This window comes from Roseateles sp., assembly GCF_031397715.1.
Lineage (GTDB): Bacteria > Pseudomonadota > Gammaproteobacteria > Burkholderiales > Burkholderiaceae_C > Paucibacter_A.
The window spans coordinates 1-23,283 of record NZ_JANNMI010000147.1 but is presented as its reverse complement, the minus strand read 5'-3'; the positions used below and the strand labels follow the sequence as shown (position 1 = coordinate 23,283).

26 protein-coding genes are annotated in these 23,283 nt (G+C 64.1%); 11 read left to right on the top strand and 15 right to left on the bottom strand.

The window, feature by feature from the left end:
* Positions 1 to 130 precede the first annotated feature (130 nt).
* The 6 genes from RMO57_RS06360 to phaC form a co-directional block, all read right to left on the bottom strand.
* Entirely contained in the window at positions 131 to 961 is an 831-nt protein-coding gene (locus RMO57_RS06360; protein WP_414896381.1) for a polysaccharide deacetylase family protein, read from the bottom strand.
* Complete coding sequence (locus tag RMO57_RS06355; protein ID WP_310385233.1) at positions 958 to 1,965, bottom strand: YncE family protein; 1,008 nt, start codon at positions 1,963 to 1,965, stop codon at positions 958 to 960. The genes RMO57_RS06360 and RMO57_RS06355 overlap by 4 nt, the downstream gene beginning before the upstream one ends.
* A 95-nt stretch (positions 1,966 to 2,060) precedes the next feature.
* A complete protein-coding gene (locus RMO57_RS06350; RefSeq protein WP_310385232.1) occupies positions 2,061 to 2,885 on the bottom strand; it encodes a TIGR00266 family protein in 825 nt (274 codons plus the stop codon).
* 119 nt (positions 2,886 to 3,004) lie between these two features.
* Positions 3,005 to 3,742 (bottom strand): acetoacetyl-CoA reductase, encoded by a 738-nt coding sequence (phbB, locus tag RMO57_RS06345; RefSeq protein ID WP_310385231.1) that lies wholly within the window; start codon positions 3,740 to 3,742, stop codon positions 3,005 to 3,007.
* Positions 3,743 to 3,890: 148 nt separating this feature from the next.
* Positions 3,891 to 5,069 (bottom strand): acetyl-CoA C-acetyltransferase, encoded by a 1,179-nt coding sequence (locus RMO57_RS06340; RefSeq protein WP_310385230.1) that lies wholly within the window; start codon positions 5,067 to 5,069, stop codon positions 3,891 to 3,893.
* Between the two features lie 70 nt (positions 5,070 to 5,139).
* A complete protein-coding gene (phaC, locus tag RMO57_RS06335) occupies positions 5,140 to 6,906 on the bottom strand; it encodes a class I poly(R)-hydroxyalkanoic acid synthase (protein WP_310385228.1) in 1,767 nt (588 codons plus the stop codon).
* 114 nt (positions 6,907 to 7,020) lie between these two features.
* Here phaC and RMO57_RS06330 point away from each other — a divergent pair, with 114 nt between their 5' ends.
* Positions 7,021 to 7,305 (top strand): hypothetical protein, encoded by a 285-nt coding sequence (locus RMO57_RS06330; protein ID WP_310385226.1) that lies wholly within the window; start codon positions 7,021 to 7,023, stop codon positions 7,303 to 7,305.
* Here RMO57_RS06330 and pgeF read toward each other — a convergent pair.
* Together pgeF and maiA are read right to left on the bottom strand one after the other, a co-directional pair.
* Positions 7,237 to 8,031 (bottom strand): peptidoglycan editing factor PgeF, encoded by a 795-nt coding sequence (pgeF, locus tag RMO57_RS06325; RefSeq protein WP_310385224.1) that lies wholly within the window; start codon positions 8,029 to 8,031, stop codon positions 7,237 to 7,239. The two genes, RMO57_RS06330 and pgeF, sit on opposite strands and share 69 nt — an antisense overlap.
* Positions 8,021 to 8,653, bottom strand: a complete 633-nt coding sequence (gene maiA, locus RMO57_RS06320) for a maleylacetoacetate isomerase (RefSeq protein ID WP_310385222.1) — start codon at positions 8,651 to 8,653, stop codon at positions 8,021 to 8,023. Before maiA ends, pgeF begins: the two co-directional genes overlap by 11 nt.
* Before the next feature lie 40 nt (positions 8,654 to 8,693).
* Here maiA and RMO57_RS06315 point away from each other — a divergent pair, with 40 nt between their 5' ends.
* Positions 8,694 to 9,242, top strand: a complete 549-nt coding sequence (locus tag RMO57_RS06315) for an NUDIX hydrolase (protein WP_310385220.1) — start codon at positions 8,694 to 8,696, stop codon at positions 9,240 to 9,242.
* On the opposite strand, the gene RMO57_RS06310 is transcribed toward RMO57_RS06315, so the two are convergent.
* From RMO57_RS06310 to RMO57_RS06300, 3 genes are all read right to left on the bottom strand, one after another.
* The gene (locus tag RMO57_RS06310) at positions 9,239 to 9,655 is read right to left on the bottom strand and encodes a hypothetical protein (RefSeq protein WP_310385219.1); all 417 of its coding nucleotides are present in this window, start codon (positions 9,653 to 9,655) and stop codon (positions 9,239 to 9,241) included. The genes RMO57_RS06315 and RMO57_RS06310 overlap by 4 nt on opposite strands.
* 127 nt (positions 9,656 to 9,782) lie before the next feature.
* Positions 9,783 to 11,702, bottom strand: coding sequence for a LapD/MoxY N-terminal periplasmic domain-containing protein (locus RMO57_RS06305; protein ID WP_310385217.1), 1,920 nt, complete (start codon positions 11,700 to 11,702; stop codon positions 9,783 to 9,785).
* A 40-nt stretch (positions 11,703 to 11,742) separates the two neighbouring features.
* Positions 11,743 to 12,414 carry a transglutaminase-like cysteine peptidase gene (locus RMO57_RS06300; protein ID WP_310385215.1) on the bottom strand — a complete coding sequence of 224 codons (672 nt, stop codon included), beginning with the start codon at positions 12,412 to 12,414 and terminating at the stop codon, positions 11,743 to 11,745.
* Positions 12,415 to 12,547: 133 nt separating this feature from the next.
* On the opposite strand from RMO57_RS06300, the gene RMO57_RS06295 reads away from it, so the two are divergent.
* From RMO57_RS06295 to RMO57_RS21975, 7 genes are all read left to right on the top strand, one after another.
* Positions 12,548 to 13,411 (top strand): HDOD domain-containing protein, encoded by an 864-nt coding sequence (locus RMO57_RS06295; protein ID WP_310385214.1) that lies wholly within the window; start codon positions 12,548 to 12,550, stop codon positions 13,409 to 13,411.
* A gap of 76 nt (positions 13,412 to 13,487) precedes the next feature.
* Complete coding sequence (locus RMO57_RS06290; RefSeq protein WP_310385212.1) at positions 13,488 to 15,299, top strand: PHA/PHB synthase family protein; 1,812 nt, start codon at positions 13,488 to 13,490, stop codon at positions 15,297 to 15,299.
* Positions 15,274 to 16,614 (top strand): phenylacetate--CoA ligase family protein, encoded by a 1,341-nt coding sequence (locus tag RMO57_RS06285; RefSeq protein ID WP_310385209.1) that lies wholly within the window; start codon positions 15,274 to 15,276, stop codon positions 16,612 to 16,614. Before RMO57_RS06290 ends, RMO57_RS06285 begins: the two co-directional genes overlap by 26 nt.
* 75 nt (positions 16,615 to 16,689) lie before the next feature.
* Positions 16,690 to 16,851, top strand: a complete 162-nt coding sequence (locus RMO57_RS06280; protein WP_310385207.1) for a DUF3149 domain-containing protein — start codon at positions 16,690 to 16,692, stop codon at positions 16,849 to 16,851.
* Positions 16,852 to 16,870: 19 nt separating this feature from the next.
* Positions 16,871 to 17,320, top strand: a complete 450-nt coding sequence (locus tag RMO57_RS06275; protein WP_310385205.1) for an OsmC family protein — start codon at positions 16,871 to 16,873, stop codon at positions 17,318 to 17,320.
* Positions 17,321 to 17,361: 41 nt separating this feature from the next.
* Positions 17,362 to 17,682, top strand: a complete 321-nt coding sequence (locus RMO57_RS06270) for a hypothetical protein (protein ID WP_310385204.1) — start codon at positions 17,362 to 17,364, stop codon at positions 17,680 to 17,682.
* Between the two features lie 121 nt (positions 17,683 to 17,803).
* Positions 17,804 to 17,914, top strand: a complete 111-nt coding sequence (locus RMO57_RS21975; protein ID WP_414896380.1) for a DUF3734 domain-containing protein — start codon at positions 17,804 to 17,806, stop codon at positions 17,912 to 17,914.
* Between the two features lie 164 nt (positions 17,915 to 18,078).
* Here the strand turns inward: RMO57_RS21975 and RMO57_RS06265 are convergent, their stop codons facing one another.
* Positions 18,079 to 18,624: a GNAT family N-acetyltransferase gene (locus RMO57_RS06265; RefSeq protein WP_310385202.1), complete on the bottom strand. Its 546-nt coding sequence runs from the start codon at positions 18,622 to 18,624 to the stop codon at positions 18,079 to 18,081.
* A gap of 250 nt (positions 18,625 to 18,874) precedes the next feature.
* Here RMO57_RS06265 and RMO57_RS06260 point away from each other — a divergent pair, with 250 nt between their 5' ends.
* Positions 18,875 to 19,315 (top strand): superoxide dismutase family protein, encoded by a 441-nt coding sequence (locus tag RMO57_RS06260; RefSeq protein WP_310385200.1) that lies wholly within the window; start codon positions 18,875 to 18,877, stop codon positions 19,313 to 19,315.
* Between the two features lie 88 nt (positions 19,316 to 19,403).
* Entirely contained in the window at positions 19,404 to 20,888 is a 1,485-nt protein-coding gene (locus RMO57_RS06255; RefSeq protein ID WP_310385198.1) for a DNA-3-methyladenine glycosylase 2 family protein, read from the top strand.
* 48 nt (positions 20,889 to 20,936) lie between these two features.
* Here the strand turns inward: RMO57_RS06255 and RMO57_RS06250 are convergent, their stop codons facing one another.
* The 3 genes from RMO57_RS06250 to RMO57_RS06240 are packed head-to-tail and all read right to left on the bottom strand — an operon-like array spanning position 20,937 to position 23,160.
* Positions 20,937 to 21,866 carry a YihY/virulence factor BrkB family protein gene (locus tag RMO57_RS06250; protein ID WP_310385196.1) on the bottom strand — a complete coding sequence of 310 codons (930 nt, stop codon included), beginning with the start codon at positions 21,864 to 21,866 and terminating at the stop codon, positions 20,937 to 20,939.
* An 8-nt stretch (positions 21,867 to 21,874) separates the two neighbouring features.
* Positions 21,875 to 22,918 (bottom strand): AI-2E family transporter, encoded by a 1,044-nt coding sequence (locus RMO57_RS06245; protein ID WP_310385195.1) that lies wholly within the window; start codon positions 22,916 to 22,918, stop codon positions 21,875 to 21,877.
* Positions 22,915 to 23,160: a hypothetical protein gene (locus RMO57_RS06240; protein WP_310385193.1), complete on the bottom strand. Its 246-nt coding sequence runs from the start codon at positions 23,158 to 23,160 to the stop codon at positions 22,915 to 22,917. Before RMO57_RS06240 ends, RMO57_RS06245 begins: the two co-directional genes overlap by 4 nt.
* Positions 23,161 to 23,283: the final 123 nt, after the last annotated feature.

Here is a 23,283-nt window from a genome sequence, read left to right as displayed (position 1 = left end):
CACCAGCAACCATCCGGTGGCGGCATATGCATCCTCCAGCAGATTGCCGCCACCCAGCCCGAACACCAGCGGCTGCACCAGCGACTCGTACAGCAGTAGCTGCAGCGCACCGAAACCATCGCTGAAGAATTCAATCACGCTGGGCCTCTTTCAGCACACCGGCCATTTTGAACAGCACGCGATAGCGCGGATGCTCGCGCAGCGGCGCAAAACACATGCCACGGTCCTGCAGCCCCTGCAGCAGCGGCTCCAGCACCGCCGGTGCCCACGCGTCCTGACGCGACCAGATGCCCAGATGGGCCATCAAAATATCACCCGGCTTGACGGCCTTCAACGCCCGCTCCAGCAGCTGCTGATTGGGGTACTTGTCGCTGGGCAGCTCGTCACCGAGAAAGCCCGCCGCGCTCCAGCCCACATGGACATAACCGCACTTCTGCGCGGCAGCCAGCAGGGCCGGCGAGGTCTTGCCGCCCGGCGCCCGAAAGATCGGCCCCATCGCTTGGCCGGTCATCTCGGCAAAGCGCGCGCTGACCTGCTTGAGGCTGGCGCAATATTGCTCGGCCGTCAATTCTTGACGCACCGGCACCTGCACACCGGCAGCGGTGCTGACCTTGAAGCGCGTGACTTCGGTCTGGCCCGGCGCCGGCAGATCGGCCAGCCAGGTGTCGTGATTCCAGGTGTGGGCGCCAAAATCATGGCCCTCGGCCGCACGCTCGCGCCACCAAGGCGCCCAGGCTTCATCCAGCGTCCAGCCGCCGCTCTTGGTGGGTTCGTTGGCGAGAAAAAAGGTCGCGCGCGCGTCGAAGCGCTGCAAGGTCTCGGCGATCAAGGGCGCCACGCCCATATGGCCGGTGTCGAAGCTCAAAAATACCGGCTTGGCGCAGGGCGGGGCCGCAAGCACCGGCAGCGCCATGGCCAGCGAAGTCACCAACGCAGCCGCCAAAAATGCGCGTCGCGTCATTGGCGTGGCTGATGATCCAGGGTGTAAACCCCGTGCGGCGACTTGCCGACCTTGACCTGGCGCACCACCTTCTTGGTCTGCGTATCGATCATGGTCAGCTTGCCGGCCCAGCGCGAGGTCACCAAGAGGGTTTTGCCGTCACCCATCACCTCCATATCGTCCGGGCCACTGGGGCCGGGGAACCGATCGACGACGGTGAAGGTTTCGGTATCAATCTTGCTGATGGTGTTGGCAACGCGGTTGCTGACCAGCACATGGCGCCGGTCACCCCAGGCGCGGAAGGAGTGTGCGCCCTTGCCGGTGGGCAGGCGCTTGATCAGCTTTGCACCGGTGTTGCCGGGCGCGCTGACGTCGTAGACCTCAACCACCGAGTCGCCGGTCAAACCCACCAGGATGTGCTTGTCGTCAGAAGTCAAGAAGATGTCGGCCGGCATTTCGCCGACCGCAATCTTCCAGCGCGGCGTCTGCGTCGCCAAATCCACGGCCAACAACTCATTGCTGTCTTGCAGGCTCACATACAGCGTGCTGCTCTTGCTGTCGATCGCCAGATGGCTGGGCGTCTTGGGGGCGCTGATGCGCTTGACCAGCTTCAAGGGCTCGTTTTTATTGGCCGGCGTCCAGCTGTAGAAGTTGACGTAATCGAGCCGATTGGCGGCGGTGATGAGCCACTTCATATCGGGCGAAAAGCGCAGGTGGTAGGGGTCCTGGATGCCATGCACCACACGCTGAACCTCGGCGCTACGGGGGTCCAGAAAAGTCAACGAGTCGCTTAGGGCATTGGCTACCAGCAAGGACTTTTCGTCCGGCGACAGGTAGAGGTGATGCGGCTCTTTGCCGGTCGGAATGCGCTTGATCTGCTTGAAGCTGACCGGATCGACCACGCTGATGTCGGCGTCCAGTGAGTTCAGAACAAAGATCGGCTTGTTGGGGCCGGCGGCCGCGGCGGCCAGGGATGAACACAAACTCAGGGCCGCTGCGAAATGGGGCCAGGACTTAAACGACATCAGGGAGTCCTTGAAGGGAAGCAATCAGCACAAAAACACGACGCTCCAAGTGTAGTTGGCCGCGCTTGCCTTTCGTTCGTCAGCGGCACTCAGCGCTACGCGTCATTGTCCCCGCTCAACAAACCACCCAAAATCCCGACGCCGCCGATGCCGGCCAGGCCGCCGAGCATCGAGCCCTCCTCCCGGCTGCCGCCGCGCTGCGGAGCCGCCGCGAAGATGCGCGAGGCCAGCCGCGACAGCGGCAGGCTTTGTAGCCACAACTCGCCCGGCCCGGTCAGCTTGGCCAGGAACAAGCCCTCGCCGCCGAACAAGGCGGTCTTGATCTTGCCCACGTACTGAATCTCGAACGACATATTGGGCGTGTAGGCGACCACGCAGCCGGTGTCGACCAAGAGGGTCTGGCCGGCCTGCAGCGTGCGCCGCACGACGGTGCCGCCGGCATGCACAAAGGCCAGGCCGTCACCGTCGAGCTTTTGCATGATGAAACCTTCGCCGCCGAAAAAGCCGGTCGAGATCTTCTGCTGCAACGCGATGCCGAGCGAGACGCCGCGTGCCGCGCATAAAAAAGCGTCTTTCTGGCAGATCAGCGTGCCGCCAAGCTGGCGCAAGTCCATAGCCAAAATCTTGCCCGCATAGGGGGCGGCGAAGGCGACCTTCTGCTTGATGCCGGTCTGGTTGGTGTAAACGGTGGTGAACAAGGACTCACCGGTCACCAAGCGCTTGCCCGCGCCCATCAGCTTGCCGAAGAAGCCGCCCTGCTGCGGCGCGCCGTCGCCAAACACCGTGTCCATATGGATGCCAGAGTCCATGAACATCATGCTGCCGGCCTCGCCAACGGCCGCCTCGCCGGGATCGAGCTCGATCTCGACGAACTGCATCTCCGCGCCCTTGATTTCAAAGTCGACTACGTCCATTGCCATCACATGTCCTCGTTCGGTTCAGCTCACTTTGGCATTATTGCGTGACACCCAAAAAAATAGCGGAGGCCGCAGCCCCCGCATTGTTAGTTCAAGCCACCAGCGGTTGGCCCAAACCTCGATCACCCCATGTGCAGCCCGCCATTGCAGCTGAAGTCGGCGCCGGTGGTGAAGCCGGAGTCGTCACCAGCCAACCAAGCGACGATGGCCGCGATTTCTTCGGGCGTGCCCAAGCGCTTGATCGGGATGGTGGCAACGATCTTCTCCAGCACATCGGGGCGAATCGCCTTGACCATCTCGGTGCCGATATAGCCGGGGCTGACGGTATTGACCGTCACGCCCTTGGCTGCAACTTCTTGCGCCAACGCCATCGTGAAGCCGTGCATGCCGGCCTTGGCGGCCGAATAGTTGGTCTGGCCGAACTGGCCCTTCTCACCGTTGACCGAGGAGATATTGATGATGCGGCCCCAGCCTTTTTCCAGCATGTCTTCGATCACCTGCTTGGTGACGTTGAACATGCTATTCAGGTTGGTGTTCATCACCGCATCCCAGTCGTCACGGCTCATCTTGCGGAACAAGCCGTCCCGCGTGATGCCGGCGTTATTGACCAGCACCGAGACCGGTCCATGTTCGGCCTTGACCTTGGCGAAGGCCTTGACGGTGGAGTCCCAATCGGCCACATTGCCGACCGAGGCGAAAAAGTTATAGCCCAGCGCGGACTGCTCACTCAGCCATTTATCGAAGTCACGGCTGGGTCCGCAACCGGCGATCACCTTGAAACCTGCCTTGTGCAGGCGCTGGCACATCGAGGTCCCGATACCGCCCATGCCACCGGTTACGTAAGCTACTTTTTGACTCATAGTTGTCTCCTGTCTCTTAAGAAAATGCTTGCTCGCCCAGACTCCTGCATGTGCGGGTCCGGGTCAAGCGGGTTGGCCCTAATTTCGCATCAAAGCGGGTTTGTCACCGGGTTTGTCACTAGTCGGGCCAGGCTACTCAAGCTCAAGCTCAACGTTCGACCGTCAACGCCACGCCCATGCCGCCGCCAATACACAGCGAAGCAATGCCTTTCTTGGCGTCGCGGCGCTGCATCTCGTGCAACAGCGTCACCAGGATGCGGGCGCCGGACGCGCCGATCGGGTGACCCAGCGCAATGGCGCCGCCGTTGACGTTGACCTTGGACAGATCCCAGCCCATTTGCTGGTGCACGGCGCAGGCTTGGGCGGCAAAGGCTTCGTTGATTTCCAGCAGATCCAGGTCCTGCGCCTTCCAGCCGGCGCGCTCCAGCGCCTTCTTGGCGGCAGGTACCGGGCCCATGCCCATGATGGACGGGTCAAGCCCGGCCGAGGCGTAGGAGGCGATGCGGGCCAGCGGCGTCAGCCCCAGGCTGGCGGCCTTGGCCGCGCTCATGAGAATTAAGCCGGCGGCGCCGTCGTTCAGCCCGGAGGCGTTGCCGGCGGTAACGCTGCCGGCTTTGTCAAAGGCGGGGCGCAGCCCGGCCAGCACATCGGCGGTGCTGCGGCGGTTGATGAACTCATCGGCGTCAAAGACGACCGGGTCGCCCTTTTTTTGCGGGATCGTGACCGCGGCGATTTCGTCCTTGAAGCGGCCGGCGTCCTGCGCCGCCGCTGCCTTTTGTTGCGAGGCAAAGGCCAGCGCGTCTTGCGCCTCACGGCTGATGCCGTATTGCTTGGCCACGTTCTCGGCCGTGATGCCCATGTGGTACTGGTTGTAGACGTCCCAGAGGCCGTCGACGATCATCGTATCGACCAGCTTCCAGTCACCCATGCGCTGGCCGTCACGCGAGCCCGGCAGCACATGGGCGCTCAAGCTCATGCTCTCTTGGCCGCCGGCGATGACGATCTCGGCGTCGCCGTCACGGATCGCTTGCGCCGCCAGCATCACCGCCTTCAGGCCGGAGCCGCAGACCTTGTTGATGGTCATCGCGGGCACGGTGTTGGGCAGGCCGGACTTGATGACGGTCTGGCGCGCCGGGTTCTGGCCGGCACCGGCCGTCAGCACCTGACCCAGGATCACTTCACTGATTTGCGCGCCGTCGAGGCCGCTGCGGCGTAAAAGATCGCGCACGACGGTGGCGCCCAAGTCAACGGCCGAGGTTTTGGCGAGCGTGCCGCCAAACTTGCCAATCGCGGTACGGGCCGCAGAGACGATCACGATATCGGTCATAAGAACTCCAACTGTGCTGTAAGTAACAAGTTATCAGATGAATAATAGCTCAGGCAATGGCAAGCCGGCTTCAAGCTTTTTGCTTGACGTAACGCCCCGGCGCCGGCTCGATCGCCTTGTATTTGCGATTGCCTGGCGCCTTCGGCGCCGGTTTTTGCGCACCGGCATGCGCCGCCAACCACTCGGACCAATCGGTCCACCAGCTGCCGGGCTGCTCGGTGGCCGTGGCCAGCCATTCCTGCGCTGTGGCAGGCAGCGCCGCCGACGGGCCTAGCCAGTGGCTGCGCTTGTTTTTTGCCGGCGGGTTGATCACACCGGCAATATGGCCGGACGCGCCCAGCACATAACGCCGCTCGCCCTTGAACACTTGCGTGCTGCGGTAGGCGGCCTCCCAGGGCACGATATGGTCCTCGCGCGAGCCGTAGACATAGACCGGCGCTTCAATCTTGCCCAGATCCAGCGGCTCGCCGCAGACCGTCAAACGGCCGGGGATCTTCAACTCGTTTTGCAAATAGGTGTGGCGCAAGTACCAGCAATACATCGGCCCGCTCATATTGGTCGCGTCGCCGTTCCAGTACAGCAGATCAAACGCGGGCGGCGCCTCACCCTTCAGGTAGTTACCCACCACATAGTTCCAGACCAAATCGTTCGGCCGCAACATGCTGAAGGTGCTGCCCAGCTCTTGGCCCTTCAACAGGCCCGGGCCCTTGGGCGACTGCAGGCCAATGGTGGCTTCACGCTTTTTCACCGAGGGCTCGTCGACAAAAATATCCAGGATGCCATTGCTGGCAAAGTCGATCAAGGTGGTCAGCAAGGTGACGCTGGCGGCCGGCTGCTCACCGCGCGCCGCCAGCACACCCAGGGCGGTCGACAAAATCGTGCCGCCTACGCAAAAGCCCAAGGTGTCTATGGTCTTGGCGCCGCTGATCTCCTGCACCACGCTGATCGCTTTGATGGCGGCCTGCTCGATGTAGTCATCCCAGGTCCAGGCCGCGCAGGACGCGTCCGGGTTGCGCCAGCTGACCACAAACAGCCGGTGGCCCTGCGCCACCGCATAGCGGATCAGCGAGTTGTCGGGTTGCAGATCGAGGATGTAGTACTTGTTGATGCAAGGCGGCACAAACAGCAAGGGGCGCTCGAACACCTTGTCGGTCAGCGGCTTGTATTCGATCAGCTGAAAGAACTCGTTCTCAAACACGATGTCGCCGGCCGTGGTGGCGACATTGCGGCCAACCTCAAACGCGCTTTCGTCGGTCTGCGAGACATGGCCGCGCTGCAAATCATCCCAGAGCAGCTGCATGCCCTTGCTCAGCGACTCACCCTTGCTTTCCAAGGCCAAGGCCTGTGCCTCCGGGTTGAGCGCCAGGAAGTTGCTCGGCGAGGCGGCGTCAACAAACTGCTGCACGGCGAAGCGCACACGCGCGCGCGCTTTATCTTCGCCCTCGACCTTGTCGGCCATTTGCTGCAAGGTGTTGGCGTTGAGCAAATAGAGCTGCGCCATGAAGGCGCTGGCCGGGTTGGCGCTCCAGGCCGGGTTGGCAAAGCGGCGGTCGGCCAGCGGTTTCGGTGCTGGGGCCTGGGCCTGATCGCCCAAACTACCCTGCAGCGAAGCATTCCACAGCGCGGTGGCTTGATTGAGGTAGTTGCTTTGCAACTCGGCCAAGGACGCGGCGGGGATTTGCAGGCCGGCCAAGGTCTTCCACATCTCGCCCAAGTCGGCGGCCGCTGATGCGGCCGCTGCTGCGGCGGCCGCGGCAACAGGAATCGGCTCAGCGGCGGTCGCCTGAGCGGCGGTAGCGGCGGTAGCGGCGGTAGCGGCTTTCGTCTTACGGGTCATGATTTTCCTCAAACAAGTGTGCGTTTGGTGTCATGGCCCTAGCGCGATAGCCATGCCAACTCATCATCGCAGACCTTGTTGTAACCTTCGCGTCTTACTCGCTAATGACTAACCATGTATCTGATCGCAATGGCTTGGGGCTATGTCGCCTTGATGATGGCGTTGGTCGAAGCCACCAGTAGCCAAGGAACTGTGTTGGGCGCCATCGTGACGCTGCTGCTTTACGGGGTTTTGCCAATCTCTATCGTCTTGTATCTGCTGGGTACGCCGCATCGCAAAAAGGCCCGCCAGCGCCAGGAGCAGCTGCAACGAGCCGAGGCCCAGGCCGACTCAGACCAAGCCAATGGCGGCGACCATGCGCCCGCTGACCCGCAGCCTTCGGTAAGAAAAGAAACGTGAGGCGTCGCTGACGGTGCACCAGGAGCCGCCGCTGATATGGCTCAAGCCCAGCCGCAGCAAACGCTGGCGCGCCAGCCCAGCCAAGTCGGCGCGCCAGCGCGCTGCGCCGGCTGCATTGGGCCGAAACCGGAAGTACTCGCTCGACAAGGCCAGCGGCTCAAGGCCAAAAGCCGCCAACACCTCGGGGCCGACCTCAAAGGCCGCCGGGCCAATGCAGGCGCCCAGCCAGGCCTGCACCTCAGCCGGCCGGCAGCCGGCCGCCTGGCACAGTGCCGCCACCGTGTTCTCCAGCACGCCACCGGCCAGCCCGCGCCAGCCGGCATGCGCCCCGGCCACGCCGCCGGGCGCGGCGAACAAGACCGGCAGACAGTCGGCCACCTGAATCGCCACCGCTAGACCCACCGAGGTGCTGACGCTGGCATCGGCCAGCGGCGCCGGGGCACCGCGCAAAGCATGGGCAGAGTTCAAACGCACCACCGCGCTGCCATGCACCTGTTGCAAAAAGATCGCCTTGGCGCCCAGCGCCCGGTCGACTCGGAGGCGGTTCTCGGCCACCGCGGCCGGCTCGTCTTGCACCGCCGCGCCCACATTCATGCTCTCGAACGGGCCGACGCTAACGCCACCGGCCCGCGTGCTCATGAAGGCGCGCACGCCAGGCATTGAGGTGGCCCAGTCGGGCCGCAGCCAATCGGCATGCAGGCCAGAACCCAGGTCCTCACTCGGCATCGGGGCAGGCCGAGGGCTGGGTTTTCGCAAAGGCGTCCAGCGCCATGCAGTTAGCGAACACCCGCATCACCTCGGGCACATGGCCCAGCCGGCAGTCAAAGCGCTGGGCGTTGAAGATTTGCGGCACCAGCATGCAGTCGGCCAAGCCAGGCGTGTCGCCATGGCAGAAGCGGCCGGCGCCGGCCTTCAGGCGCAGCTCCACCACCTCCAACCCGGTCTCGACCCAGTGCCGGTACCAGCGGTTTTTGTTGTCCTCGTCGACACCCATCTCCTTGTTCAGGTAGCGCAGCACGCGCAGATTATTGAGCGGGTGAATCTCGCAGGCGATGTCTTGCGCCAGCGCGCGCACTTGGGCGCGGCCCAATGGGTCGGCCGGCAAGAGCGGCGGCAGCGGATGGGTTTCATCGAGGTATTCGATGATGGCCATCGACTGGCTCACGACGGCATCGCCGTCGCGCAACAGCGGCACCAGCTTGGACAGCGAGGCGCTGACATAGGCCGGGTCGAACTGTTCATTCTTGGCCAAATGAACGGCACGGTAGTCGTAATCCAGCCCCTTCAACGCCAACGCAATGCGCACACGGTAAGAGGCCGAGGAGCGAAAGTAATTGAAGAGTTCCATAGGTCGGCATGATGCCATGACTGCCGGCTAAACTGCATCCATGTGGAACCCCAAACGCTTCAAACATTGCCCCAGCTGCGGTGCCGCGGTCAGCTACCGAGTGCCGGCCGACGACAACCGCGAACGCGCCACCTGCACGGCCTGCGCCGCCGTCCATTACGAAAACCCGATCAATGTGGTGGGCACCCTGCCCGTCTATGGCGAGCAGGTGCTGTTATGCCGGCGCGCGATCGAGCCGCGCCACGGTCTTTGGACCTTGCCGGCGGGCTTTTTGGAGCTGGGCGAGACGGCGGCCGAGGGCGCGCAGCGCGAGACCGATGAAGAAGCCGGCGTGCAGATCGAGTTGCAGCCGCTGTACTGTCTGATGAATGTGGTCAAGGTCGGGCAGATCCACCTGTATTACCGCGCCCGCCTGCTGTCGGACCAATTCAATCCGGGCCCCGAGACGCTGGAGGCCAAGCTCTTCCACGAGCACGAAATCCCTTGGGACGAGCTGGCGTTTCGGACCGTGCGCGAAACCCTCAAAAACTTTTTTGAAGACCGGCGTTTGGGCCGTCCCTTCGATTTGCACTGCGGCGATATCGGCTAGTCGCTCCAGAGGCGCTCGACCAGCTCGCCAACCTCCAACGCTTCGCTGCCATTGCGCGGCAAGGCCTTCCACTCCTGCGGTGCCGGCGCGATGCGCTTGGACGCCTTGGCGCCCCAGGTGCTGACATTCAAGGCAAACACGACCGGACCCTTGATCACCTCGAAGGGTTTGACGGCCCTGACTCGGCTGGCGAGCTGTTGTTTGAGTGACAGGTCCAACAGGGCATCAAAATCCAGCCAGACATTCGAGCGCCCGCCGGGCCGCACCGCGATCACGATGAAGCCGCCGACCGCTTGTTGTGCACCGCTGCTGACGACGGCTTCGCGCGCCGCCAGCTCGACCGCTTTGACGTAGCCGGCCATCGCGTCGATATCGGGCACACGTTCCTCAAGCACCGCGCTGGGCTGCAGCAAAACGACATTGAAGCGGGTGATTGGCGGCGCAGCATGCGCGGCGCCGGGAAGTACAAAGGCGAGGGCAACTCCAACGGCAACGGCAACGGCAACGGCAACGGCAAGGGCCAGCCGTCTGAACCGATCTTTACGGCTTGACACGCGCTGTCGCCCACGGCCCGGTCACCCCGTCCAGCTCGCAGTCCCACAGCGCCTGCACGTCCATCGCATCGCGCAGGCCCTCGGCGTAAACCTTCAGCGCCAGGCTGCGCAGCATTACCAGCATGCCACGCACAAAAGCGGCACGCGCCGCATCGCCGGACACGCCGGTGACCACCGAAACATCCAGCTTCACATAGTCCAATCCCGCTTGATAAAGGCGCTCGACCTGCGCCAAGCCGGCGCCGGCGTGCTCAATGCCTAACTTGACACCCAAGGGGCGCAGCTGCCGGCCCATCTCGAACAGCAAATCAAAGTGATGCGTGGCGGCACTCTCGGCCAGCTCCAGACCCAGCTTGCGGGCGGCTTGTGGTGCGTGGAAGACTTGGTCACGCAGGCGCGCCACAAAACTGCCGTCCAGCAGCGAAGCCGGCGCGATATTGACGCAGCGCTGCTGGCCGTCTTTGGCGATCGCCTCCAGCGCCAGCGAGACCGCCAGCAGGTCCACATCGGCCGTCAAGCGGCTGCGCACCGCCAGCGGCAACCAGCGCGTGGCCGGCTCGAACTCGCCTGCGTCCTCCAACTGCAGTTGCAGCGGGCATTCCAGGTGCAAGACCCGCCCCTCGCGGTCCAGCACTGGGTATTGCAACAGCCGGCCGCGCCGGCCTTGCAGCGCTTCAATGATCTGCGCCCGCCAGGCCCGCTCGCCCTGGGCACGCTGCTGCAAGCTGGCGGCATTGATCGCCTCAACCACAAAGCCGGGCTGGTTCTCTGCCCGCGCCAGCGCCGCATCGGCCTCACCAAACCAAACGCTAAGGGCCGACTCACGCGGCAAGTTCACCGCCCCGAGCGCCACCTGAATACCGCCGCCGAAGGCCGGCAAGCTGGCCTGCAGAGCATCGGCCAGCGCCTGCGCCGTCTCGGCCGCCACATCGGGCGCGGGCAGCCACAGCGCAAAATCGGCCCCGTTCAGTCTGCCCGCTAGGCAGCCACGCACACGCTCCGGATAGGCCAGCACCGCCTTGGCCATGGTTTGCAAGGCCTGGTCCACGGCCGGGCGACCCAGGCGCTGGTTGAGGCCGGCCAAGTCACGCAAGCGCACCAGCACCAAGCCGGCATGCAGCGGGCCTTCATCGCGGGTCAGCGCCGAGTCCAGTTCGGCCAAAAAGTGTTTGCGCGAACTCATGCCGGTGAGCGGGTCGCAATGCGCTTGCACGCGCAGCACCTGCAGCTGATCGGCCTGCGCCTCGAACATGTTCTTGACCCGCAGCACCATCGCGTTCATGGCCCGCGTCAGCCCCTTCAGCTCGGGCACATGGGGCTCGTCGATGATTTGAAAGCTGCCCTCGACGACGGCGCGCGCCTGCGCCACCGCGTTGGCCAGCGGGCGGTGGATGCGGTGCAAGGCCAGGTAGGCACCCACGCAGGCCAGCAGGCCGAGCCCGCCTAACAACAAGGCAATGCGGGTCAGGCTGCGCCACAACTCGTCATGTGCGTAGGCCGAATGGGACAGCACCTCGACCGAGCCGATCGCGTTCCAGCCGTTCGACACCTGCGCCACGCCGGGCTGCACGGCGATCGGCAGCATGGCCACAAACCAGGCCGGTGCGGTGCCCGGCTTGGCGGCGGTGCGGCGCTCGAACGCGAGCTTGCCGTCGGCCTTGCGCCAGACCACGCTTTGGTAATAGCCGGTGTCGAACTGCGCCGAGATCAGCAACTCCATCAGTTCTGCATCACCCCGCTGCTGTGACAGCGCGAGCGCCAGCGCGGCCGCGTTGTCGCTGTTTTTGATCTGCAGCTGTGTTTGCAGCAGTTGCTTGGTCGAAAAAGTCGACACGGCCACGCTGCCGACCAGGGCCAGCAAGACCACGCCCAAGACCAGCAACCAGACTTGACGCATCAAGGACATGGTGTTTCCCCATCAATTATTTTGCTAACCAACATTTTTTCTAAAACCCTTCCGCGCGGGCCTTGGCCAGCAACTCGCGCCACTGTGACAGCCGCGCCAAGGGGTCGCCGGCCGAGGTGGCCCCGACACCTTGCCACAAACCCTCGCCGTTGAAGCTGAACACCGGCTGCAAATCAGGCCGCTGCGAGGCGGGGCGCACATCAATGATCAGATTGTCCAGAATCAGCGGCTCCGCGCCCGGCTCGGCATAGTAGGCCAGCACCATGTGCGCGAGCGAACGCCCGCCCAAGCTGGCCCGCACATAGACCATGCGCAGCTTGGCTACCGGCATGCCGGCCGCGATCAGGCTCAGATACTTGGCGATCGCGTAGTCCTCGCAGTCACCGCGGCCCTTGTCCAGCGCCTCCAAGGGGCTGGCCCAAAAGTCAAGCTTGCCCCAGACATCGATGTCCTCGTGGAACTCGATGCGGCGATTCAGATAGCTGTTGATGGCTGCCAACCGCGGCACCTCCTCCAACAGCGCGGCCCGCTCGATCGCCTGCAGCAAGGCCTGCGCTTCCACCACGGTACGCGGGTTGAACTTGGCCGCCGACTCCAGCAAGCGCGCATTGTCCAGCGCCAGGCAGGGCCACAAACAGAGCGCAGCAAGCAGCAGCAGGCCCCAAGCCCGCGTGAGCTTGTTGGAATGAGAACTACGGCGGCAAAAGGCCATGCTGGAGCGGGCTTGGTCGGGTCTGCTGGCCAGAACCGCTTCGACGGGCGCGGACTGTGCTGATAATGCGAAACACTTTACAGGCTGAGCAACGGGCTCAGCCCTGGAGTCGCGCCTAAAAGACCCCTATTCAATGAGCATCTCCTCAATCCGCCAAGAAATTGACAATTCACGCCAGAGCGGAGCGCTCAAGACCATCGTGATTCCGCCCTGCCCCGCCTTGCTGGCTCGCCTGCAGCAGGCGATGGCGCAGGCGCAGCCCGATTTGAACGAAGTTGCACGCATTGCGGCCAGCGATGTGGCGATGTCGGCCACGCTGCTGCGTACCGCCAACAGCCCCGTGCACATCGCCGACGGCATGCCTTGCACCACCGTCGGGCAGGCGATGACCCGCATCGGCCTGAGGGAAACCGGCGCCATCATGACGGGCTTTTTGCTGAAAAATGCCATCCCCGTCAACAGCCCGCACTTGGCGCGGTTCTGGGAACGCTCGGCCAAGCGCGCCTCGGCAATGGCCTTTGTGGCGCGTCAATTGCCGGGCTTGTCGGTGGACCTGGCGCATACCTACGGCTTGTTTTGCCATGTCGGCATGCCGGTCCTGCTGCAATGCGTGCGCGGCTATGGCTCCACCATGGTGGAGGCCGCGGCCCGCGTCGACCGCTCCTATATTGCGACCGAGAACGCCAACCACCGCACCGACCATGCGGTGGCCGGTGCCTTGCTGGCCCGAGCCTGGAACATGGCGCCCGAACTGATGGCCGGCATCCGTCTGCATCACGACCTGCGGTCGCTGGGCGACCGCTTCGTGGAGCCCGAGGTGCACACCCTGGTGGCGGCCGGCTTGATTGCCGAGCATTTGATGCGTTTGCACGAAGGTCTGCCCGAGGACGCTGACTGGGCGGCGCACGCGCCCAAAGCGCTGGAATGGCTCAGCGTCAGCCTGGCCGACGTCGAACAGTGGGACGATTTGTTGCGGCCCGTTCTGGACGACTTGTGAGCGCATAGGCGCCGCCAAACTTGGGCCTTGCCCTAAATCAAAGGCGGGCAGCGGCAAGGCCTGCAAAATCGGGCCTATGCAGCCCAACCTCAGCCCCCTCAACGAGCCCCACCCCGCGCGCAGCGTGGAGTCCGCAACCCAACGCCTGGACCGGTTGCTGCACGCCAGCGCAGCGCCGCTGACGGCAGGCCTGTCGCCGGTGGCGCTGAGTTTGGCGCTGGCGGACTGGGCCTGGCATCTGGCGGTCTCGCCGGGCCGCCAGCTGGAGCTGGCCACGCTGGGCGCGCAGCTGGCGAAGCAGTCGCTTCAGCACGCCGTTCCCGGCACAGGCGGCGCCGACGGCGCTGACAATTCGGCCCGCCTGGCCATCGGCGCGCAGGACGAAGACCCGCGTTTTCGCCACCCCGCGTGGGCGCAATGGCCGTTTGCGGCGCTGCGCCAGGGCTTCAGGCAAAGCGAGGACTTTTGGGCAGAGGCCGCGCTCATGCCCGGCATGAGCGCTCATCATGCCGAGATGACGCAGTTTTTTGCCCGCCAGGCCTTGAATATGCTGGCGCCGGCGAATTGGCTGGCGAGCAACCCAGTGGTCTTGCAAGACGCCGTGGCGAGCGGGGGCGCCCACCTCGCACAAGGCGCGCGCAACTGGCTGGAGGACGTCAGCGGCGCCACTGCTATTTCCGGTGCCGCAACACAGCGGCGCCATTTGCCGGGTCGCGACGTGGCCATCACGCCCGGCGAGGTGGTGATGCGTAACCACTTGGTTGAGCTGATTCGCTACAGCCCGCAGACCCCGCAGGTGCACCCGGAGCCGCTGCTGATCGTGCCGTCGTGGATCATGAAGTACTACATCCTCGACCTGTCGCCGCACAACTCGATGGTGCGTTTCCTGGTCGAACAGGGGCACCAGGTCTATATGCTGTCCTGGCGCAACCCGGATGCCAGCGACCATGAGCTGAGCATGAACGACTACCTGCGGCTGGGCGTGTTCGAGTCGCTGCGCGCCATTGGCGCCATTCACGGCAAGGCGCGGCCCGTCCATGCCATGGGTTACTGCCTGGGCGGCACGCTGCTGGCGATTGCGGCGGCGGCACTGGGCCGGCGCGGCGAGCAGGCTCGCGTGGCCGGCGCTGAGCATCTGCCCGAGCTGGCTTCGCTGAGCCTGCTGGCGGCGCAGACCGATTTTTCCGAGCCGGGCGAGTTGGGTCTGTTCATCGACGAAAGCCAGATCGGCTATGTCGACGAAATCACCCGCGGCAAGGGCTATCTGAGCGGCGAGCAAATGGCCGGCTCGTTCCAGTTCTTGCACTCCCGCGACCTGGTCTGGACCCGTCGCATGCGCGAATACCTGATGGGCGAACGCGAGCCGCACACCGATTTGATGGACTGGAACGCCGACACCACCCGCATGCCCGCCCGCATGCACCACGAATACTTGACCGCGCTCTATCTGCGCAACGCCCTGGCTACCGGCAGCTACCGGGTTGACGGGCGCAGCGTGTCGCTGAGCGATATCGAAGCGCCGATTTTCCTGGTCGGCACCGAGCGTGACCATGTCTCGCCCTGGCGCTCGGTCTACAAGCTGCACCATTTGTGTGAGGCCGAGATCACCTTTGTGCTGACCAGCGGCGGGCATAACGCCGGCATCATCTCCGAGCCCGGCCACGCCGGGCGCAGCTACCGGCTGGACACCCGCCCGCGCCATGGCGCCTGGCTGCCCCAGCAGCAATGGGGCCAAGGTCTGGAGACGCAAAGCGGCTCCTGGTGGCCGGCCTGGCATGACTGGCTGGCCGCGCGCTCGTCAGTCAAGGCCAAACCCAAGGCCAGCCCGCCCAATATGCGACTGGGCGCTGCGCCAGGCGACTATGTACGGCAAACCTGGCCAGACTGAGGCCCTCGCCGCGCTTCAATCGAAGCGGCTGCTGGCGCTCTTGCAGGCCGCGCGGGCCACGCCGTTTTACGGCCGATTGCTGGGCGAGCAGGACCTGGAGACGCTGCGCCTGCGAGCCTTGCCGGTGCTCAGCAAAACCATGCTGATGCAGCGCTTCGAGCAGTTTGTGGCCGACCCCCAGCTGACGCTGGCCGGCCTGCAAGCGCTCTGCCGCGACCCGCAGCGCGTCGCCGAGCGCTATCTGGGTCGCTACACCGTGTGGGAGAGTTCGGGCAGCAGCGGCCGGGCGGGCATCTATGTGCAAGACCCGGCCGCCATGGCGGTCTATGACAACCTGGAGGCGACGCGCCGCCAATCGCCGCGCCCCTGGCTCAGGCTCTGGGATCCGCTCTACCTGAGCGAGCGCTTCGCGTTTGTCGGCGCTGTGGATGGGCATTTCGCCAGCCATGTGTCGGTGCAACGCCTGCGCCAGTCGCAGGCCTGGATGACCCGGCAGTGGCGCAGCTTCTCCATCCTGCAGCCCACGCCCGAGCTGCTGAACCAACTCAATGCCTTCGCGCCCAGCATCATCGCCACCTACCCGACCGCCGCCTTGCTGCTGGCGCAGGCCTTTGAGCGCGGTGAGCTGCGATGTCGGCCGCAGGAAATCTGGACCGGCGGTGAAACGCTGACCGCGCCCATGCGCGCTCGCATCACGTCGGCGTTCGGCTGCGCGCTGCGCAATAGCTACGGCGCCTCGGAGTTTTTGGCCGTGGCCTGGGAATGCGCGCAAGGCCGCCTGCATATCAATGCCGACTGGGTGTTGCTGGAGCCGGTCGACGCGGCCCTCCAGCCGGTTGCCGCCGGCCAAGCCTCGCACAGCACGCTGCTGACCAATCTGGCCAATCATGTGCAGCCCTTGATCCGCTTTGATCTGGGCGACAGCATCACGCTGAGCGTCCAGGCCTGCGCCTGCGGCTCCCACCTGCCGGTGGTGGAGGTGCAGGGGCGGCGCGACGATATGCTGAACCTGCCGGGACCGGATGGCCACAGCATCAGCTTGCTGCCGCTGGCACTGACCACGGTGTTGGAGGAAGGTGCCGGGCTGTTCGATTTCCAGCTGCAGCAGCTGCAGCCATTGCCCGACGCCGGCCTGCGCTTGAGCTTGGGGGCCGGTGCCGACCACAGCGCGGCCGCGCGCACGCGCTACCGCCGCGTGCTGCGGGACTTCATTCGCTCGCAGGGCGGCGCCGACTGTCCCATCAGCGTTGGCGCTGACATGCCGCGCCAACTCGGGCGCAGCGGCAAGCACAAAAGGGTGGTCGCGGCGCATTGATGTCGCTCCTTGATACCGATCAAAGCCGGCAGCGCCGACCGAGCGCCCAATCAAGGCGTCACAACGGAGATCACTATGGCCGCACTCAGGGAATTGTTCACCACCGACGTGGGTTTGATGAGCGTCGCAGGCTTTGCCTTCATGCTGGGCATGGGTGCCTTCTTTTTGCGCTATTTCCTTAAGCACATCCGCGAAGATGGCGAGCGTGCGAACGCCGCCGCGGCAGCCAAGCGCTAAACCGCTGCACAGCATCTTCATGAGCGAAGAAAAAACCGTCAGCGTCGAACTGCGCCAGCAACGCGACTACCGCTTCGAGATCGACTTCGGCCCTGACATGCCCAGTATCACCAGTGATGAGCCGGCGCCGTTGGGCAGCGGCCTAGGGCCAACGCCGGTGCAGCTGCTGTGCGCCGCGGTGGGCAATTGTTTGAGCGACTCGCTGCTGTTTGCCTTGCGCAAATTCAAGCAAGCGCCCGAGCCCATGCGCTGCGTGGTGCTGGCCGAGGTCGGCCGCAATGGCGACGGCCGCATGCGCGTGCTCAGCATGCAAGCCACGCTGCACTTGGGCGTAGCGGCCGCGCAACTGGACAAATTGCAGCGCGTGCTGGACAGCTTCGAGTCTTACTGCACCGTCACCCAAAGCGTGGCGCAAGGCATCGCCATCACGACCCGAGTGGTCGACGCCGACGGCGCGGTCTTGAAGTAGCTTGCGGGCGAGTGGCCTATTCAAGTTCCGAGGAGCACGCGATGAAAAAATTGGCTTTGATAGTCAGGCAGTCCCTTTTATTGGGCCTGGCTCTGGCGGCGGCCCCAAGTTGGTCGAGCCAGCAGTTGGCGTCCGATATGGGTTGCTACAACTGCCACAGCGCCTCACAGCGCAACGGCGCGCCGACCATGGCCCGTCTGGCCGAACAGGCGGGCAAATTGCGCGGCAATGATTTGGCCATCAAACAAGCAGCCGAGAAGTTGCGGGCCCACGCCTTGCTGCATCCGATCGCCGTTCACGAGCGGCTTGGCCCCGAGATGGCCGAAACCTTGATTCGCTGGCTCAGCGAGGGCGCGCCCTAGTTTCAGCGCGAGAAAGACATCCGCTTCTCCAGCCGCACCCGCTTGAACACCAAGGTGGAGCTGGACCGCCAAGCTGCCGGCGGATCTGCAAAACGACCCGGACCTACTTGCTCTGGCCGGCTTGCGCCGTGACGGCTCGGTCGACGTCGTCCAACTGATCCATCGCAGCAAGCATTACGAAACGCAGTCAAAAGACGATGAGTTTTCGCGCCTGTCGATGAACGAGCATTGAGAGGCCGGGCGCAGCGATATGAGCACCCCCTTGAACGCACCGCGTTGGCTGAATCGCGAACGCAAAGCGCACGGCGTGCATGTCTACGACCTGACGTCTGAGTCACGTCCCAAAAACTGAGCCAAGAAAAGCTGAACCAAGTCAAGCGCTGGCCCAGGATTGCGTCAGCGCTGGCCCGCCCGCCAGCCGTCCGCGCTGAGCTCATACACGGCGCAGTCCATCTGGTACCAGGGCTCGATGCCCAGATAGCTCATGCCCAGACGCTGCATGACCCGGGACGAGCCGGTGTTTTGCGGATGGCAAACGGCCAGCAGGCGCGGCGCATTCAGCGCCTCGAAAGCAAAGCCGGCCATGCAACGCGCCGCCTCGGAGGCAAAGCCCTGCCGCCATTTATCCTTACGAAAACGCCAACCGATCTCCAGCGGATTGGCCGCATCGTGACCCAAGTGCTGGATCGCGCCGGCACCAATCAAGGCACCGCTGGCGCGCTCAAAAATGGCCCACCACGAGTAGCCCCATTCGGCCCAGCGCACCTTGCAGCGATCAATCATCGCTTGCGTGTCCTCTAGGCTGTCGGGCTTGCCGGTGATGTAACGCATCACCTCAGGGTCAGAGTTGAGCTCGAACAAGGCGCTCAGATGCTCATCGCAGATGGGCTCAAGCTGCAGCCTGGCCGTTGTCAAGGTGGTCAAAGTGGTCAAGGTCTTCATTTGATTCAGGGCCTCATCGGCTAACCCCTTGTTTGCTCGGGCGGCGGCAGTCGTCCTTCAAAAGGGCTAAAGTCATCCTCACTCAATTCGCCCAACGGAGTTTCTCATGCACACCTTCAGCACCCCAGTTCGACTGCTCGCTCTCACTGCCGCTCTCACCCTCGGCGCCTGCAGCACGCCCGGAGCCAAGCCTGATGAACATGCTGCCGGCGCAGGGATGGGGATGGGGATGGGGATGGGGATGGGGAGCATGGCGGTCGCCTCGCTGACGCCAACGCAGGGCCACGACGTGCGCGGCCTGGTGATGTTCCATGAGAAGGACGGCCACCTGATGGTGCATGCCAAGCTCAGCGGGCTCAAGGCGAATGCCGAGCATGGCTTTCATTTGCATGAAAAAGGCGACTGCGCCAGCACCGATGGCACCAGCGCCGGCGGCCATTTCAACCCGGACGGCAAGCCGCACGGCCCGCAAAACGCAGCCCACCACGCCGGCGATATGCCGGCCCTGAAGGCCGACGCCAAGGGCGTTGTCGATCAGAAGTTCATGCTGCATGGCCCGACCGTGGCCGCCGGCCCGGTCAGCATCAACGGCCGCAGCGTGATTGTTCATATCGCCCCGGATGACTACGCCACCCAGACCACCGGCAACTCGGGCGCGCGCCTCGCTTGCGGCGTGATTGCCGCGCATTGAAATAGGCGAAGGCTGCGCCGGTAGGGCGCGCACGGTCGCGTCCGAAAACCGCTAGACAGCCGTGGCTGAAGCCCCGACGATCGCGGCCATGAATTTGGATCACGACACCTGCTACCGCGCCCTGGCCAGCCGCGATGCCCGCTTCGATGGGCGCTTCTTCATTGCCGTCAAGACCACCGGCATCTATTGCCGGCCGATCTGCCCGGCGCGCACGCCCAAGTCAGCCAACGTGGTCTTCATGCCGACGGCCGCGGCCGCGCAGGCAACCGGCTTTCGCCCCTGCCTGCGCTGCCGCCCCGAGGCGGCGCCCGACTCCGGCGCCTGGCGCGGCGTCTCCAACACCGGCGTCTCACACACCGTCACGCGCGCGCTGGCCCTGATCGAAGCCGGCGAGCTGGACGGTGCCGACCTGGCCGGCCTGTGCGCCAAGCTGGGCGTCGGCGAGCGCCAGCTGCGGCGTCTGTTTGCCGAGCATGTCGGCGCGGCGCCGAACACGGTCGCGCAGACCCGCCGCGTGCTGCTGGCCAAGCAGTTGCTGCACGAAACCCAGCTGCCGCTGACCGAGATTGCGTTTGCGGCCGGTTACGGCAGCATTCGCCGCTTCAATGAGGTGTTCCAACAACTGTTCGCGCGGCCACCGGGCGCCCTCAGGCGCAGCAAGGCCGGGGACCGTTCGGCCGGCCCGCAGGGTGAGGTCAGCCTGCTGCTGCGCTACCGCCCGCCCTATGACTGGCCGGCCATGTTGGGCTTTTTGGAGGCCCGCGCCATCCCCGGTATCGAGACGGTGCAAGGCGATGTCTACACGCGCAGCTTTTGCTTGGATGGGGTGCAGGGCAGCGTGAGCGTGTGCGATGAGGCGCAGAGCCAAGCGCTGCGCCTCATCATCCGATTCCCCAATTTGGCCGCCCTGCCCGCCATCATTGCGCGGCTGCGCCGCATGTTTGATCTGGCGGCAGATCCAGCCGTCATTCAAGAGCAGTTGTCCGCAGCCTGCCCCTTGATGGAGAAATTGACGCAAGCACGTCCCGGTCTGCGTGTGCCCGGCAGCTGGGACGGCTTCGAGTTGGCGATGCGCGCGGTCTTGGGGCAACAGATCACCGTCGGTGCGGCGATCAAACTGGCCGCCAAGATGGTCGCCCAATACGGCGTGCCGCTGACCGAAAACGCCCTCTATCAGCACGGCCTCAGCCATGTCTTCCCTGGCCCTGAGCGCTTGGCCGGCGCCGAGCTGGCGGCGCTGGGCATGCCCAAAACCCGCGCCGCCACCTTGAGCCGTGTGGCCAGCGCCCTGCTGGCCAATCCTCAGCTGCTGAGCGCCGGCGCCAGCCTGGAAGAGGGTCTGGAGAAACTGCGTGCCCTAGCCGGCATTGGTGACTGGACGGCGCAATACATCGCGATCCGCCAACTGCGCGAACCCGACGCCTTCCCGGCCGGCGATGTGGGGTTGATGCAGGCGATGGAACGGTTGACGGGCAGCCGCCCCAACGCCAAAGAATTGAGCGAACGGGCGCAGGCCTGGCGCCCATGGCGGGCTTATGCTGCGCAGCATCTGTGGCAGTCATTGTGCGAATGAAGCCGACGCGCCTTGTCGCTGAGCGGCCTCAAGCGGCTTCAAGCGGCTTCAGCGCGTGTCATCAGACGCCGCTTGGCTGCCCAAGGGCTCGTTCAGCGTCTCAATGCCGGCGAACAAGGGCTGGCCACGGCGCGACCCGAACTGATGCGCGTAAACCCAGGTGAATTCGGCGCCGAACAGGAAAATCTGCGCTGAGTAATAGACATACAAAAGCACCACGATCAGCGAAGCGGCGGCGCCGAAGACGGTCGAGATACCGCTGTGGCCGATATAGCTGCCAATCAAGGTTTTGCCCGCCACAAACAGCAGCGAGGTCACCAAAGCACCGACCCAAACATCGGCCCATTGCACCCGCGCCCTGGGCATGGTTTTGTAAATCAGCGCAAAAATCAAGGTCGTCAGGCCCAGCCCCAGCGCCAGCTCGCTGATTCGCGCCAGCGTCAGCCAGCCCACCGAGCTTGGGTCCCACCAGCGGCTCAGGGCGGCCAAGCCGGCGCTGAAGGCAAGCGACACCACCAGCAAAAATGCGATCCCCAGAATCATGCCGAATGACAACAGCCGGGCCCGCAGCAACGCCCACAACCCGGACACTTTTTCCTTTTGTGGCGCCCGCCAAATGCGGTTCAGCGCGTCTTGCAACTCGGTGAAAACCGAGGTGGCGCCGATGAAGAGAAACAGCAGACCAAACGCTGCGCTCATCAAGTTTTCACTCGGCCGCCCCGCACTTTCGATCAAGTCTTGCACGGCAATTGCGCCGGGTGAGCCCAGCAAGGCTTGCAGCTGATCATAGATTTCGCCGCGCGCGGCCTCCTCGCCGAACACCGCACCGGCCACCGCAATCACGATCAGCAACAGCGGCGCAATCGAGAAGATCATGTAAAACGCCAAGGCCGCGCCCATGCTTTGCGCGTAGTCACGCACCCAGTTGACTGCCGCCGCGCGCAACAAACCTGCGATTTTCCTGAACAACTTATGCATGCGCGCGGCTACAGCTGGCCGTTCTGAGACAGCAACACCGCCACCGGACGGGTGCTGGCAAATTCAGAACAAATGATGGCGATCACGGCGCTGATGGGCACGGCCAAAAAGGCACCCGCGACGCCCCACAGCTCAGACCAAACGGCCAAGCTGAGCAGTATCGCCAGCGGGCTCAAATTGAGTGAATTCCCCATCATGTAGGGGTCAAGAAAATTGCCGATCACAAACTGCGCCAGGCTCAAGGCCAACATCATCGGCACAATGATGCCGGGGTCCTGAAATTGCGCGATGCCCATGGCCAACGGCAGCAGCAAGCCGAGGACGGAGCCGATGTAGGGAATGAAATTCAGCAAGCCGATCAGCAAGGCCCAGAACGGGGCAAATTCAAGCCCGTAGTGCGCCATGATGGCCCAGCTCAATGCCCCCAGCAGCACGCTCAAAATCGCCTTCAGCGACAGGTAAGCGCCAATCCGCCCATTGATGCGCTGGCCAATCTGGCGCGCCCGTTGGGCCCCGCCCCGGCTATTCATGATGGCATCGACCTTGGTCGGGAATGAGCGCATCTCGACCAATAAAAAGGTCGCATACAGCATCACCACCACAATCGCCCACAGCAAGGACGAGACCGAGATCACCATCGAGCCCAGCAGGCTTTGCAGATTGATTTGCGCGAAAAAATCCTGGCGCAGCGTGGTCCAGGTCGGCTCGTTCTCGATGCCCACCAGCACCGCCAGCTTTTGAATGCCGACCAGCAAGGCCTGTTGGTAAGCCGGCGCCCGTAGCAAAATTTGCTCGAAATTTGCCGCCACCAAATAAAAAATAGACGTCAGCGCCAGTCCGATACAGGCCAGTGCCAGCACATAGCTCAGCCGCAAAGGCAGCATGTGGCCGCGAAAGGAAAGCCTGCGCAAGGAATGCGTCAGGCCGACAAACACATAAACCACCGCCGCCCCGGCCACCACCGGAATCAAGATCTTCTTGCCCATGACCAGCAGCCAGCCGCCGATCAGCAGCAAAACGCTGCTGTAGACCACATTGCGGAGTCGACTCATTTGCTCATTGACCATATGCCCTGCTTTTCTTGAGCTGCGCCTAAGTAAGCTGCCACCTGTGCGTCATGCGTCTGCATGCCGTGAGCCATGGCGGTGAAGATTCTGGCGGAGTTTACGGTGTGCGCCAGCACAGCTTGCATCAGCACACCTCGGCGGGTGCATGGCACGGGTTTGGCAGCGGCGAGGCGCAGCGTCCTGCTTGATGCAACGGCAATGTCGGCAATGTGCCCGGAGCCGTCCATGGCGCTTCCTCGGGAGGCACGGCAGCTCGGGGCGCCACCGGGCTCATGGCTTGGGGGTCGGCCCTGGCGGGCCGACTGCCTTGCGCTGCTCGCGACTTGGGGCTGGCGCCGAACTCACTGCAC